Annotated in this window: 14 protein-coding genes; 11 read left to right on the top strand and 3 right to left on the bottom strand. The window is 42.1% G+C overall.

Annotation, left to right across the window (positions count from 1 at the left end; translation table 11 throughout):
* Positions 1 to 36: 36 nt before the first annotated feature.
* Positions 37 to 543: a pentapeptide repeat-containing protein gene (locus MIC7126_RS0104850; protein WP_026100042.1), complete on the bottom strand. Its 507-nt coding sequence runs from the start codon at positions 541 to 543 to the stop codon at positions 37 to 39.
* Positions 544 to 756: 213 nt separating this feature from the next.
* The gene (locus MIC7126_RS0104845; protein WP_017651999.1) at positions 757 to 2,274 is read right to left on the bottom strand and encodes an LCP family protein; all 1,518 of its coding nucleotides are present in this window, start codon (positions 2,272 to 2,274) and stop codon (positions 757 to 759) included.
* Between the two features lie 115 nt (positions 2,275 to 2,389).
* Between MIC7126_RS0104845 and MIC7126_RS0104840 the strand changes: the two genes are divergently transcribed.
* The 4 genes from MIC7126_RS0104840 to MIC7126_RS0104825 all read left to right on the top strand — a co-directional run bounded on the left by MIC7126_RS0104840 (position 2,390) and on the right by MIC7126_RS0104825 (position 7,380).
* Positions 2,390 to 3,454 (top strand): mannose-1-phosphate guanylyltransferase, encoded by a 1,065-nt coding sequence (locus MIC7126_RS0104840; protein ID WP_017651998.1) that lies wholly within the window; start codon positions 2,390 to 2,392, stop codon positions 3,452 to 3,454.
* Positions 3,455 to 3,648: 194 nt separating this feature from the next.
* Positions 3,649 to 5,295: an ABC1 kinase family protein gene (locus MIC7126_RS0104835; protein WP_017651997.1), complete on the top strand. Its 1,647-nt coding sequence runs from the start codon at positions 3,649 to 3,651 to the stop codon at positions 5,293 to 5,295.
* 112 nt (positions 5,296 to 5,407) lie between these two features.
* The gene (locus tag MIC7126_RS0104830) at positions 5,408 to 6,391 is read left to right on the top strand and encodes an ABC transporter ATP-binding protein (protein WP_017651996.1); all 984 of its coding nucleotides are present in this window, start codon (positions 5,408 to 5,410) and stop codon (positions 6,389 to 6,391) included.
* Between the two features lie 200 nt (positions 6,392 to 6,591).
* Entirely contained in the window at positions 6,592 to 7,380 is a 789-nt protein-coding gene (locus MIC7126_RS0104825) for an ABC transporter permease (protein ID WP_017651995.1), read from the top strand.
* A gap of 34 nt (positions 7,381 to 7,414) precedes the next feature.
* Here MIC7126_RS0104825 and MIC7126_RS0104820 read toward each other — a convergent pair whose 3' ends face one another.
* Positions 7,415 to 7,888, bottom strand: a complete 474-nt coding sequence (locus tag MIC7126_RS0104820; RefSeq protein ID WP_017651994.1) for a DUF4385 domain-containing protein — start codon at positions 7,886 to 7,888, stop codon at positions 7,415 to 7,417.
* 179 nt (positions 7,889 to 8,067) lie between these two features.
* On the opposite strand from MIC7126_RS0104820, the gene MIC7126_RS0104815 reads away from it, so the two are divergent.
* The 7 genes from MIC7126_RS0104815 to MIC7126_RS0104785 all read left to right on the top strand — a co-directional run bounded on the left by MIC7126_RS0104815 (position 8,068) and on the right by MIC7126_RS0104785 (position 13,793).
* The gene (locus tag MIC7126_RS0104815) at positions 8,068 to 8,532 is read left to right on the top strand and encodes a VOC family protein (protein ID WP_017651993.1); all 465 of its coding nucleotides are present in this window, start codon (positions 8,068 to 8,070) and stop codon (positions 8,530 to 8,532) included.
* Between the two features lie 65 nt (positions 8,533 to 8,597).
* On the top strand, positions 8,598 to 8,885 hold the full coding sequence (locus MIC7126_RS0104810) for a hypothetical protein (RefSeq protein WP_017651992.1): 288 nt from the start codon (positions 8,598 to 8,600) through the stop codon (positions 8,883 to 8,885).
* Positions 8,886 to 8,943: 58 nt separating this feature from the next.
* The gene (locus MIC7126_RS30150; RefSeq protein ID WP_154655829.1) at positions 8,944 to 9,162 is read left to right on the top strand and encodes a hypothetical protein; all 219 of its coding nucleotides are present in this window, start codon (positions 8,944 to 8,946) and stop codon (positions 9,160 to 9,162) included.
* Entirely contained in the window at positions 9,146 to 10,489 is a 1,344-nt protein-coding gene (locus MIC7126_RS0104800) for a nicotinate phosphoribosyltransferase (RefSeq protein ID WP_017651990.1), read from the top strand. Before MIC7126_RS30150 ends, MIC7126_RS0104800 begins: the two co-directional genes overlap by 17 nt.
* Before the next feature lie 49 nt (positions 10,490 to 10,538).
* Positions 10,539 to 11,138: a nicotinate-nucleotide adenylyltransferase gene (locus MIC7126_RS0104795; protein ID WP_017651989.1), complete on the top strand. Its 600-nt coding sequence runs from the start codon at positions 10,539 to 10,541 to the stop codon at positions 11,136 to 11,138.
* Positions 11,099 to 11,845, top strand: a complete 747-nt coding sequence (locus MIC7126_RS0104790; RefSeq protein ID WP_017651988.1) for an NUDIX hydrolase — start codon at positions 11,099 to 11,101, stop codon at positions 11,843 to 11,845. The genes MIC7126_RS0104795 and MIC7126_RS0104790 overlap by 40 nt, the downstream gene beginning before the upstream one ends.
* Before the next feature lie 190 nt (positions 11,846 to 12,035).
* On the top strand, positions 12,036 to 13,793 hold the full coding sequence (locus MIC7126_RS0104785) for an NAD+ synthase (RefSeq protein WP_017651987.1): 1,758 nt from the start codon (positions 12,036 to 12,038) through the stop codon (positions 13,791 to 13,793).
* Positions 13,794 to 13,820 lie beyond the last annotated feature (27 nt).

Here is a 13,820-nt window from a genome sequence, read left to right as displayed (position 1 = left end):
AACTAAAGGCTGAAGTCTGAAATTACCCCACCCAAACTAATGACACCCCAAACTTTCTCGTGTTGCAACCCCCGTCACCGGATTAGTACCATCAGCGCGATCGCACATTAGCGCCACTTGATAGCGATCAATCAACGCATCTGTAAAATCAGCGCCGGTGATTTGTGCATCATAAAAACGGCTGCGGGTTAAAGTTGCGCCCGTGAAAATAGCATTTCTTAAATTTGCGCCATCCAGAGTTACCCGATCAACCAAAGCATCCGTGAGATTTGCATCTGATAAATCGGCTTTTAATAAAACTCCTTTGGTGAGAATAGCGTTAACTAAATTTGCGCCATGAAAATTAGCTTTCCGCATTTCCGCCGCCACAAAAGTTGCACCAGTTAAATCTTGGTGTGAAAAATCACGATTTTCTAAATTGATATTGTTGTAATTAATCGCATTTGCCAACGAAAAAGCTGGTTTGGGATTAATCACTACCCACAAACCAGCCAGAATTAAAATCACAATCAAACTCAACAATTTTAGCAAAATCTTTTTCATAATTTTATTATTAGTCATTTATTATTTGTCATTTGACCAATAATTTCTTAATGGTACAGAGCAAGCATATTTTTCTGACTAATTAATCCAAAATTGTTTGACCAATGACTTTTGACACAAAAACTTTGATAAACAAAGCGAGGAATTACTACAAAGCAACTCCCCTAACTAAAGTAGAAAATAGAGTGTGAGATACTTTCACCGTTCATTTGACTACTTCCAATCTTTCCCAATCCTAATTGTCAATTCCGATTCCAAATCCCCAGTTCCCGATACTTCAATTTGACCCAAGCCGATGACTTTTTGCAAATCAATACCCACTTCTCTAGTCCCTTTCTGGACAATAATTTGAGTTTGGCGTTGAGTATCAGGCCAATCAGCTACAGCATAAACATTTTTAAAACCTTTCTGTTTAAGATATTGGATAACCTTTTCTGTTAACTGTGGTTGATTAGCAGCGTTTTGAATAGCAATTTTGAGGTTATAAACAGGTCGGATATCTGACTTTAATCCAGGAACATTCACCCCAACATAGTCATTCAACAAGCTCTGTTGTCCCGTCATATTCAACCAATAGCTATTAGGGTCTTGGCTAAAACGGCTGAACCCACCGGGTAACACTGTCATTTGGAAATTATCCCGCTCAACACTGAGGGAAAAATTCACCAAAGCCATCATTTCCTCTATTTTCAGGTTGGTATCAAAATATCTCCGCATAATGCGGGTCAATTGCGGCAATCTGGGCAAAACCGTCGGACTATTGAGACGAGCCAACAAAGCTTTCATCAGCGCTTGTTGACGCTGCACTCTTGGTAAATCGCCTAATCCTGGTTCGCGGAACCGGGCAAACATTTCTGCTTGTTCACCGTTGAGTGTTTGCCAACCGCTGACCAAACTTAATGTTTGTCCGGAGGGGTCTTTATATTCCATTGACTGCGGCACAAAGATTTCCACTCCCCCCAACTGGTCTACTAATTGACGTAGACCGTTAGTAGAAATACGGATATACCGATCAATTGGTGCATTACTCAAAGTCCGGCTGACTACCCGCGCTGCTAAGACTGGCCCACCTTGGGCGTTAGCATCAGAAACCTTAGTTAAACCCTTTTCCGGGATCGCAATCATTGTGTCCCTGGGAATGGAAAGCACCTTGATGGATTTTTCACTGGAATTAAGCCGCACCATCAGCATGGCGTCACTTTTACCAGCAAAACTTTCTGGTGAGCCATCAACAGTACCGCTAACTGGTTCAATCCCCATAATCAAAATATTCATGGGTTTGGATAGCTGATACTGTGAGATTTTACCCCATAGCTCCCCTGGCAGTGGCATTTTTTGCTGCTCTTTACCAGCCACTCCTAAGTCTTCGTCTGTTTGGTCGAGATTGCTCCATAGGGGAGTCCACAGCGCCAAAGTCGATGCTAACAGTCCTGAGAGAATGATTCCTATAACAAGTGTCAAGATCCACAGTAGCCAGCGAGGCATACTTAAGCCCAACCTTTCGTAAAGCTGGTTGGGAATCTCGCCTACAGACTCAACGACGCCACGGGAGATATTCGCAGGTTGTTTTGGGCTAATCTCCAGGTCTGTGGCTGGTACTTGTTGTAGCGTTCCTTGGTTTTCTGTCAGTTGTAACTGTTGTAACTGCTGAGGTTGAGCCTCATCTAATTCTAAAGCTGGTACTTGTTGAGGCGTTACCTGATTCTCTGTCCATTGAATTTGTTTAATCACAATTATCTCCCCACTCAACCACTCCCTAAAAGTATGTTAATGCAAGCTACAAATCTTGCCAGTGGAAAAGCCCACTGTACACTTGTAGTATCCTCCCGTAGGTGTGTATGACAAAATGACTAGTCCATTGTTCCCCGTAATTCTTGCTGGTGGTAAAGGCGAGCGTTTTTGGCCTTTGAGTCGCTCTGGACGACCCAAGCAATTTTTAAGTCTTGATGGTAGCTCTAGAAGCCTACTACAAGCAACAGCTGATCGATTGCTAGAAATAGCTGGTGGTTGGGATTGTGTGTTTGTGGTCACTTCTAGTCAGCTAGCTGAAGGAGTACGACAACAATTGCCTGAACTGCCGTCACAAAACTTATTAATTGAGTCTGAAGGAAGAGACACGGCTGCAGCCGTGGCCTGGACTAGTTTGGAAATTAAACAACGTTATGGCGAGGACGCTGTTATTGGCTTTTTTCCCGCTGACCATTGGATTGCTGACCAAAATGTGTTTGCACAAACTTTAGGTGCAGCTACGGAACTGGCTGCAAGCACAGAAGCGATCGTCACCTTGGGGATCAAGCCAACTTTTCCATCAACTGGTTACGGCTACATCGAGCAAGGGGAAAAACTTGGTGACTTTAGCGAGTTGCCAGCTTATCACGTCAACCGCTTTACTGAAAAGCCTAACCGGGAAACCGCTGAAGCTTTTCTGTCAACGGGGCGTTTTAGCTGGAATAGTGGCATGTTCATTTTTCGGGCTGGGGTGGTTCTCAAGGAGCTTTACACCCACGCTCCGGAAATTATCGAGCCTCTAGCACAAAAGGGCCCAGGTGTCTACCCAGAATTACCTAAAAAGAGCGTAGACTATGCGCTCATGGAAAAGACCACTTTAGCATATGTCTTGCCGGTGTCATTCGGTTGGGATGATTTAGGGGATTGGAATGCGATCGAGCGTTTACTGAAAACCGAAGAGACTCCCAATGTGGAACTCGCAACCCATGTGGGACTGGATACGCAGGGGACGATCATTTATGCCTCTGACCCAGAGGATGTAGTTGTTACCATAGGATTGGAGGATGTGGTGATTGTGCGCGATCGCCATGTCACGCTGGTGGTCAAAAAAGACCGCACTCAGGAAATTAAGCAAATTCTTAAAATCCTTAAAAGTGATCCCCAATTCACTCACCTACTGTAAAAGTTAAAACCCTTGGCAGAGGCTGAAAAGCCGATTCTTCTATTATAACTTGAGAGGTAGGGACTAGAGATTAGAGACTGGGGATTAGGGGTGAGAAATTAGCAAATAATTTCTGTGGGTTGATTCCCTATCGCCCCTAATCTCAATTGCTAGCCTCTACCATCTAGCCCCTAGCCCTCTTTCCTAACCACACAATGTTCCTCACTCAAACAGTCCCTCGTCAGCGAGAAATTATTGAAGTAGTCCTCCGCAATGGCTGGGACTATATGCGTAGGTTGCTCACAGGTGGAAAAACTGATGAACCGCAATTACCTACACCTGCAGTTTTAAAAAATATCTTGGTGGATTTGGGGCCAGTTTATGTGAAGCTCGGTCAATTACTTTCCACCCGTCCAGATTTACTCAGTGGCGCCTACATTGAGGAACTGTCAACTTTGCAAGATGAAGTCCCTCAAGTTTCCTGGTCGGAAATTGAAGTAGTCATCCGCAAACAGCTAAAAAAACCTCTAGAGGAAACCTTCACGACGATTAATCCAGTTCCTGTCGCGGCGGGATCAATTGCACAGACCCATCGAGCTACACTAATCGACGGTAGAGAAGTAGCTCTCAAAGTCCAGCGTCCAGGGATAGATATCACAATTGCCCAAGATATTGCTTTAATTCAAGGGATTGCTGATTTAGTGGCGCGGACTGAATTTGGGCAAACTTATGAAATCAAAGCGATCGCAGAAGAATTCACCAAAGCTTTAGAGGCTGAATTAGATTTTACCCTAGAAGCTGGTTTCACAGATCAATTACGGCGCAATTTATCCAGTAGTCGCTGGTTTGATCCGCAGCAAATTGTGGTGGCGGAAATTTATTGGGATTTGACCACAGAAAAATTAATGGTGATGGAATGGCTGAATGGTGTACCCATTTTGTCAGCAAAATTGAGTCATCAAAATGGCACTGAAGACACGGTTGTAGAACGTAATGCCATTACCACATTACTATTTCGAGTATTTTTTCAACAACTATATATAGATGGCTTCTTTCATGCTGATCCCCACCCAGGAAATTTGTTTTATCTGCAAGACGGTCGGATTGCCCTGTTAGATTGTGGTATGGTGGGAAGGCTTGATCCCCGTACCCAGCAGATATTAACAGAAATGTTGCTGGCAATTATTGATTTAGACGCGGGACGGTGTGCTCAGTTAACATTGCAACTAGCAGATTCTAATCAACCAGTGATTTTATCTCGGTTGGAAAATGATTATGATCGGATGCTGCGAAAATATCATAACGTCAGCTTGACAGATATTAATTTTAGTCATGTAATTTACGAAATTTTGCAAGTTGCTCGCAATAATAAAATTCGCCTCCCCAGCAACATGGGTTTATATGCAAAAACCCTGGCAAATTTAGAAGGAGTAGCGCGGACATTTAACCCAGATGTAAACTTATTTGACGAAATTAAACCATTAATTACAGACTTGTTTCGGCGTCAGCTTTTAGGAGATAATCCAGTGCGATCGCTCTTACGCACAGCACTCGATATCAAAAGTCTTTCCTTACAATCTCCCCGTCAAATTGAACTCCTTCTAGACCGAGTTACTTCCGAAACCTTACAGTGGAATTTGTCCCTACGAGGTTTAGATGGTGTGCGACGGACTATGGATGATGCTGCTAACCGCCTATCTTTCAGTATACTCGTCGGCTCACTGATTATGGGTGCAGCAATTATTTCTCATAACGCACAAACTACGCAACTATCTTTTATTAGTAGCGTATTATTTACCGCTGCTAGTTTATTAGGTCTGTGGTTAATTATTAGTATTTTGCGTTCTGGGCGGTTACGTTAAAGTCTCTGTTGCTAAAAATCATCAGCATTCTTTGATTGCCAATCGGGCATCAACGCAGATGATACATCTATGTTAATGTGATTTTTATCTACCTTTTCATAGCCAAAAAATTATGTCGATCATCGTGGCGGAAAATTTGAGTAAATTTTATCCAGTAGCGGTGAAAGAACCCGGATTTAAAGGGACAATTACCCATTTTTTTCGCCGCACTTATCGTTCAATCACAGCAGTTAAAGATGTTTCTTTTGAAATTGCTCCTGGCGAAGTTGTAGGATTTTTAGGCCCTAATGGAGCCGGGAAAACCACTACACTAAAAATGCTAACTGGATTGATTCATCCCTCTGCTGGTTTAGTGAAAGTAGCTGGACAAATTCCTTTCCGTCGTCAAGAAGCATTTTTACAAAAAATTACTTTGGTGATGGGACAAAAACAGCAGTTGATTTGGGATTTACCCGCTTGGGATTCTTTAAAAATTAATGCTGCTGTATACAACATTTCTAATAAAGAATTTCAGCGACGAGTGGGAGAATTAACAGAAATGCTAGCCCTAGAAGGTAAACTTACCCAACCAGTGCGGAAGTTGTCTTTAGGCGAACGAATGAAAGCTGAACTGTTAGCAGCACTTTTGCATCGTCCGCAAGTATTATTTCTCGATGAACCAACTTTAGGCTTAGATGTCAACGCTCAAGTAAGTGTACGGGATTTTTTACGCGATTACAATCAGCGTTACCAAGCGACAGTGCTATTGACTAGCCATTACATGGCTGATATCACCGCTTTGTGTCAACGGGTGCTGTTGATTCATCAAGGAAAGCTGGTGTACGATGGCAGCTTGAATGACTTGTTGGAACGCTTCGCCCCTTATCGAGAAATTCGTGTAGAGCTAGCTCAATGTATACCCGCGGAAAAGCTCAACTCTTATGGTGATGTGCAACATTGGGAAGGGCGAACAGTCAGCTTTCTGGTGCCTCAAGAAGCCCTGACACATAAAGTATCTCAAATTTTGGCTGATTTAGAGGTAATTGATTTAACAGTGACAGAGCCGCCTGTGGAAGAAGTGATTGGTAAGGTTTTTCAGGCGGGGGTTGTATCTTGAACATAACCGCAGAGATTTTTTAAAAATAATTTCCTATGTCCCAAAGTAATTAGTAGTACAGCACGACGGAAATAAACTACTCATTAAAAATTGCCTAAAGGCTGATAATATAAGGTTCTTCATTTCAGAGTTCATACTTTATACTTCAGATTTCAGCTTTGTTCTACTAGTTAAAGGTTCGTATTTTCAAGGTGGCTTAAATGCGGCGAATTATTAGAAAAACTTTAACTTTGCTTTCGGTTTATTATGCGTATACCCTGGAATATCGGGCAGAAATGATTTTATGGGTTTTATCTGGCTCTATCCCAATTATCTTTATGGGGATTTGGATGGAAGCGTCTCAAGGGGGAAATTTTGGTTTAAAACCTGTAGACTTTGCTCGTTATTTTCTCGCTGTTTTTTTGGTTCGACAATTAACTACTGTTTGGGTAATTTGGGAATTTGAAACTGAGGTGATAGAAGGTAAACTTTCACCTCGATTGTTACAACCTCTTGATCCTATATGGCATCATATAGCCTTTCATATCGCTGATAGATTCGCTCGCATCCAGTTTGCATTGTTATTGATTGGGTTATTTTTTGCTCTTTATCCTCAAGCTTTTTGGTTGCCGAAATTGGGTGATTTTTTCTGGTTTATGTTGGCGGTATTCATGGCTTTTACTCTCCGGTTCATTATTCAATATACCTTTGCCATGTTAGCTTTTTGGACGGAACGGGCTGCGGCTTTAGAAAATCTGTGGTTTTTGTTTTATTTATTTTTATCTGGATTAATTGCACCTTTAGAAGTATTTCCCGAATCTTTACGGGCGATAGTCATGTTGACACCTTTTCCTTATTTAGTTAATTTCCCTGTCAGCATTTTAGTGGGGATACCTGTAGATTTAGGGCGGGGTTTTTGGTCAATGTTGGGTTGGATATTATTATTTTTAGGTGCTAATCGTTGGTTGTGGCGTGTGGGATTGAAGCGTTATTCTGGTATGGGGGCGTGATTAATTTTGGTTGGTGTTACCGAATCTGTAGATACTAGCTTATTTCATATAATTGTTTATGCTTCGCTAAAAGTTGCAGATATTTATCGTTTGTTTTGGCTTGTATCCACTTGGCTTTAAATATTGCTGCTGACTCGGCTTTAATTGGATCTACATCATAAGGCAGAATTTCTTTTTTGCTGTCTGATTTTTGAGAATTTTGTTGATATTTTCTGCCACTTTTATGATTAGCATAACGTCGGGAGCGCGTATAACCCATTTGGATAAATTTTCTAGCCATATCCGCGCCGACAAAATCATCTTTATCTAAGTAATCCAGAAAAATCTCGTAGATTTTCTCACTGGATTCTTTAGCAATATCAGGAGTTTTAAATCGCCAGTAAGGCAGAATTTCTGATTTATATGGTTCCACTAAAAGCACTCCCTGCTCACCTTTTCCAACGCGATATAATTCTGGGTGCTGGCGAAAGTTGATGTTTTTAAAATCTAAAGAATAATCAAAAGCCATATCGTGTTTTAGATATATCAGCTCTAAAAAAATTAACTAGTGAAGGTTGTTATTTGTAGATGTTTTGCAAGTAATTACTTTTCGTAACATAGTTTGATTTGTTTCTACCAGCTTGTTATTCATACTAGACTGGAAGAAATGAACTAGGCTTCTATCTTTGTAAGGAAAATTAGTTGATTATGTTATCTAATCCCAAGTCTGTAAATAGTGTTTTAGCTCCCGGTTATCTGCGACGAGTGCATCACATTGCTCTGAATGTCAAAGATATGCAAGCTTCCCGATACTTTTATGGTACTATTCTGGGTCTGCATGAATTAATTGGTGATGAAGTACCAGCAACTTTGGTGGAGCTTGTCGCTGCTGGAAAGGTGGCTAACTTCATTACTCCGGATGGTACAATTTTAGACTTATTTGGAGAACCGGAATTATCACCACCTGATCCTAACCCAGATAAGACTTTTACTAGAGCTTATCATCTAGCTTTTGATATAGATCCACAGTTTTTTGATGCAGCGGTGGCGGTAATCAGAGATAATCAAATAGCGATCGCTCATGGCCCAGTCACTCGTCCTACAGGTCGAGGTGTGTATTTCTATGATCCTGATGGCTTTATGATTGAGATTCGTTGTGATCCTGTTTCTTAATTACCAATAAAGCTGTAAAAAAATAGGAAAATAACTCAAAATTATTACTGATTAACAAATAACCAATGACAAACACAATATCTATTCAAATGTTGAGAGTGCTAGAAGAAGCTGTGACCAAACCACCAATTCCCTACGAACCTCATAAACATTCTTTGAAAGCTTGGGTAATGTATTGTTTGCGTGAAAGAGGTTTTAAGGTAGTTTACGCTCAAAATGCTGACTTTGCTATTGAATCTAAAGGCAAAGATAAAGTGTATTTTAAAGTTTCAACTAACAAAGAAGATGTGAACAATTCTTGTAGTTGGATTGTTTGGGATAGTATCGAGCAAATCGCTAGTGTTATTCCTTAGGTAATAGCCGCTGCTTTAAAAATAGGGTATTGAGCATTAAGTATCGGAACCTGAAGTTTTGACTTCAGAACTCCCCATCTCCCCATCTCCCCACCTCCCCATCTCCCCACCTCCCCACCTTCAACCCATACCTATTCTTCAGTTGACATTATTTATGGTAAGTTTTACCATAAATGAAATCAGCGTTCCTGTAAGGACACTCTTACGTGAAAAGTTCCGTAGCATTGGAGACACATGCGAATCAGCAGCCGCACTCAGAAATGAGGCTAGCGGTTGAAGATTATAGCCTATTAACTGACCTTTACCAGTTGACAATGGCGGCTTGTTATGCAGGTGAGGGGATAGAACAAAAAAGAGCTAGTTTTGAGTTATTTTCCCGGCGCTTACCGACGGATTTTGGTTATTTAATTGCGATGGGGTTAGCCCAGGCGCTGGAATATTTAGAGAAATTCCGGTTTAGCGCCAAGCAGATAGAGGCTTTGCAGGAGACGGGGATTTTTACCAATGTGAGCGATCGCTTTTGGTCAATACTCGCCCAAGGAGGTTTCACCGGGGATGTGTGGGCTGTGCCAGAAGGTACAGCGGTATTCGCCAATCAGCCCTTGTTGCGAATAGAAGCGCCCTTATGGCAAGCGCAATTAGTCGAAACCTACCTGTTGAATACACTTAATTATCAAACATTAATTGCTACTAAAGCAGCCAGATTGAGGGATGTCGCCGGACAAGAGGCTACACTCCTAGAATTTGGCACCAGGAGAGCATTTAGCCCCCAAGGTTCATTGTGGGCGGCGCGGGCGGCTTTAGCGGGGGGATTAGACGCCACCTCGAATGTGTTAGCAGCGCTACAACTGGGAGAAACGCCAAGTGGTACGATGGCTCACGCCTTGGTAATGGCACTGTCAGCATTAGAAGGCAGTGAAGAACAAGCTTTTACGGCGTTTCATCGATATTTTCCGGGTGCGCCCTTGTTGATTGATACTTATGATACAGTCGCGGCTGCCGAGCAGTTAGCCCAAAAAGTAAATTCCGGAGAAATGAAATTGACAGGGGTGAGGTTAGACTCTGGAGATTTAGTAACTTTGTCCCAACAAGTGCGATCGCTACTTCCAGGAGTGCCAATTTTCGCTAGTGGTGACTTAGATGAGTGGGAAATTACTAGACTCAAAGCCGCCGGCGCCGAGATTGACGGCTATGGTTTAGGGACGCGATTAGTTACAGGTAAGCCGGTAAATGGAGTTTATAAACTCGTAGAAATTGACGGTATCCCAGTCATGAAAGAATCAAGTGGAAAGACAACTTATCCCGGACGTAAACAGATTTTCCGCTCGTTTGTAGGAGATAAATTAAAGGTTGATCGCCTGGGTTTAATGACAGAAACTCCCGCTTTAGAAACACCTTTATTAGAATTAGTCATGCAGCAAGGTAAACGACTGCAACCACCAGAAACCTTGTCAACAATTCGCCGTCGCACCGCCGCTGAAGTTGCTAGTTTACCTCCAGAAACTCGACGCTTAGATCATCCTGTATCTGTGCAGGTAAAAATTTCTAATTCTCTGCAAAATTTAGTTGAGCAAACTCAGAAACAACCGACACAGGTACAGTAAAAATCAGACACCTCTCAGCTTTTGCAGTATTTATTAATTACGAATTAGTATGAGAATAGCTTTATTTGGTACTAGTGCCGATCCACCAACCGCCGGACATCAAAAGATTTTAAATTGGTTATCTGAGCGCTATGATTGGGTAGCAGTTTGGGCAGCAGATAACCCTTTTAAATCTCATCAAGCACCTCTAGAACATCGGGCGGCGATGTTGCGTTTGTTAATTGCGGATATCAAAACACCGCGCAATAACATCGCTGTCGAGCAAGATTTGAGCAGCTTCAGAACATTAGAAACAATCGAAAAAGCTCAACTGCGCTGGGGCGAAAATATTGAGTATACCTTAGTAATTGGTTCCGATTTATTGAGTCAGTTACCGCGTTGGTATCAAATTGAAGATTTGTTAAGACAGGTGCAATTATTAGTAGTACCGCGACCGGGATATGAGATAGATGAATTTAGCTTGGCAAAAGTGCAACACCTAGGAGGAAAAATAGCGATCGCTACCTTAATTGGTCTGGATATTTCTTCCACCGCATATCGTGAACATGGAAATTTAGAAGCTCTCACCCCCCCAATTGTTGCCTATATTCATCAACAGCATTTGTACAAATGCCAGGACGATACCACAAAAAGACTCCAACTCCGCTAGATCAACAACCTTTGGCCGATTTTAAGGTAGGGGTTGATAATGTAATTTTTTCTGTAGATACAGCTCAAAATCGACTGCTAGTTCTTTTGGTGATGCGACAGCAAGAACCATATTTGAATTACTTGAGTCTTCCCGGTACCCTAGTCCGTCAAGGAGAGTCTTTAGAAGACGCCGCCTATCGGATTATGGCGGAGAAAATTCGCGTCAAAAACCTTTATTTAGAGCAACTGTATACCTTTGGCGGCCCTAAACGTGACCCTAGGGAAGCAACCGCAAGTTATGGCGTGCGCTATTTATCTGTCAGTTATTTTGCTCTTGTCAGATTTGAAGAAGCAGAATTAATTACTGATGGCGTCACGGGTATAGCTTGGTATCCCATCAAAGAAGTACCCCAATTGGCTTTTGATCACCAAGAAATTTTAGCTTATGGACATAGGCGATTGCGAAATAAATTAGAGTATAGTCCTGTGGCTTTTGAAGTTTTGCCAGAAACATTTACCTTAAACGATTTATATCAGTTATACACCACAGTTTTAGGAGAGAATTTCTCCGATTATTCTAACTTTCGAGCGCGTCTATTAAAACTGGGTTTTTTATTAGACACCAGCATTAAAGTATCTAGAGGTGCAGGTCGTCCAGCTAGTCTATATAAATTTGATGCAGAGGCATTTGCTCAATTTAAAGATAAGCCTCTAGTATTTATTTAACAGCTAATGTCTTAATAGCAGAGGCAATGATGTATGTAGATGTACTAACGACAGATTACCAGAGGCTGTGTTAAATCATAAATATGCTCCATTACTAATTAGACCTCGGTCATATCTCCAATTCATAGACATTTGCTAGTAGTTATTACACTTTTTGTTCCCTAGCTCAAACACAAAAATAACATCCGACATGAAGATAGCGTCAACAAAGTTTGCCATCGGCATTGCTCAACTTAATCCCACCATTGGTGACTTAGTAGGTAATAGCCAAAAAATCCTAGAAGCTGCTAAAAAAGCTTATGCAGCAGGTGTTCGCTTGTTGTTAACACCAGAACTTTCTTTGTGTGGTTATCCACCAAGAGATTTATTATTAAATCCTAGTTTTGTTGTCGCCATTGATGATACCCTGCAAAAATTAGCTAGAGAATTACCGCCAAATTTAGCGGTTTTGGTAGGAACTGTGACACAGAATTTAAAAGCGCAGGTCACAGGTGGTAAACCGTTATTTAATAGTATGGCTTTGGTAGAAAAAGGGCAAATCAAGCAAGTTTTTCATAAACGACTATTACCCACCTACGATGTTTTTGACGAACGGCGCTATTTTGAACCAGGGCTACAAGCTAACTATTTCACCTTAGATAATCTGCATATTGGCGTCACTATTTGCGAAGATTTATGGAATGATGAAGAATTTTGGGGAAAACGCAGTTATGCAGTCAACCCAATTGCAGACTTGGCAATTCTTGGTGTGGATTTAATTGTTAATTTATCGGCTTCACCATACAGTGTCGGTAAACAAAATTCCCGAGAAGCCATGCTCAAACACAGTGCAGTGCGGTTTCAGCAACCAATTATTTATGTTAACCAAGCGGGAGGAAACGATGATTTAATCTTTGATGGTGGCAGTTTTGCGCTGAATCGTCAAGGAAAAATTGTCAGCCGTACTCGTGGTTTTGCGGCAGATTTAGTAGTAGTTGAATTTGTCGAATCCCAGCGAGATTTTGCATCAGGTAGCATCTCGCCTCTACCTTTTTCCGAAGATGCAGAAATTTTGCAGGCGTTGGTTTTAGGTGTGCGAGATTATGCGCGCAAGTGTCGCTTTTCTAAAGTAGTATTGGGTTTGAGTGGGGGAATTGACTCTTCATTAGTAGCAGCGATCGCTGTAGCTGCACTGGGCAAAGAAAACGTCCTCGGAGTTTTAATGCCCTCTCCTTACAGTTCCGAACATTCTATCAGCGATGCTTTAGCATTGAGTGAAAATTTGGGAATTAAAGCGAATATTTTACCCATTGGTAACTTAATGCAATCCTTTGATCGCTCCCTCGCCGACATGTTTGCAGGTACAGAATTTGGCATAGCCGAAGAAAATCTGCAATCCCGAATTCGCGGGAATTTATTAATGGCGATCGCTAATAAATTTGGTTATCTCCTACTCTCCACCGGTAACAAATCCGAAATGGCCGTTGGTTATTGCACCCTCTACGGAGACATGAACGGCGGTTTAGCAGTAATTGCAGACGTTCCCAAAACCCGCGTGTACTCACTTTGCCATTATTTAAATAGCGATCGCTCAATCATCCCCCAAAACGTCCTCACCAAACCACCAAGCGCCGAACTCAAACCCGGTCAAGTTGACCAAGACTCCCTACCACCATACGAAATTCTCGACGACATCTTACAGCGCCTGATTCACGACTACCAATCAGCAGCGCAAATCATCGCCGCTGGTCACGACCCCATGATCGTAGACCGAGTAATCCAAATGGTAGCCCGCGCCGAATTCAAGCGGCGACAAGCGCCCCCAGGCTTAAAAATCACCGATCGCGCCTTCGGTACAGGCTGGAGAATGCCGATCGCTAGTAACTGGTTCGCCGTCAAAAATGCCCACCAAACACAACCCATCGCGTCTTTAGTAGGTGGAGATGGACAAGATACCCATAATTCGTAATTGGTAGGGGCGAACGGTTGTTCATAC

Origin of the sequence: Fortiea contorta PCC 7126, assembly GCF_000332295.1 — a bacterium.
Classification (GTDB): Bacteria; Cyanobacteriota; Cyanobacteriia; order Cyanobacteriales; family Nostocaceae; genus Fortiea; species Fortiea contorta.
The sequence above is the reverse complement of the archived record's forward strand: the minus strand, read 5'-3'. Positions and strand labels throughout refer to the sequence as shown.

Excerpts from the sequence above, each read along its gene's own strand:
- MIC7126_RS0104850 (WP_026100042.1), bottom strand. The coding sequence starts at position 543 with ATGAAAAAGATTTTGCTAAAATTGTTGAGTTTGATTGTGATTTTAATT.
- MIC7126_RS0104840 (WP_017651998.1), top strand. The coding sequence starts at position 2,390 with ATGACTAGTCCATTGTTCCCCGTAATTCTTGCTGGTGGTAAAGGCGAG.
- MIC7126_RS0104835 (WP_017651997.1), top strand. The coding sequence starts at position 3,649 with ATGTTCCTCACTCAAACAGTCCCTCGTCAGCGAGAAATTATTGAAGTA.
- MIC7126_RS0104830 (WP_017651996.1), top strand. The coding sequence starts at position 5,408 with ATGTCGATCATCGTGGCGGAAAATTTGAGTAAATTTTATCCAGTAGCG.
- MIC7126_RS0104825 (WP_017651995.1), top strand. The coding sequence starts at position 6,592 with ATGCGGCGAATTATTAGAAAAACTTTAACTTTGCTTTCGGTTTATTAT.
- MIC7126_RS0104820 (WP_017651994.1), bottom strand. The coding sequence starts at position 7,888 with ATGGCTTTTGATTATTCTTTAGATTTTAAAAACATCAACTTTCGCCAG.
- MIC7126_RS0104815 (WP_017651993.1), top strand. The coding sequence starts at position 8,068 with ATGTTATCTAATCCCAAGTCTGTAAATAGTGTTTTAGCTCCCGGTTAT.
- MIC7126_RS0104810 (WP_017651992.1), top strand. The coding sequence starts at position 8,598 with ATGACAAACACAATATCTATTCAAATGTTGAGAGTGCTAGAAGAAGCT.
- MIC7126_RS0104800 (WP_017651990.1), top strand. The coding sequence starts at position 9,146 with ATGAGGCTAGCGGTTGAAGATTATAGCCTATTAACTGACCTTTACCAG.
- MIC7126_RS0104795 (WP_017651989.1), top strand. The coding sequence starts at position 10,539 with ATGAGAATAGCTTTATTTGGTACTAGTGCCGATCCACCAACCGCCGGA.
- MIC7126_RS0104790 (WP_017651988.1), top strand. The coding sequence starts at position 11,099 with ATGCCAGGACGATACCACAAAAAGACTCCAACTCCGCTAGATCAACAA.
- MIC7126_RS0104785 (WP_017651987.1), top strand. The coding sequence starts at position 12,036 with ATGAAGATAGCGTCAACAAAGTTTGCCATCGGCATTGCTCAACTTAAT.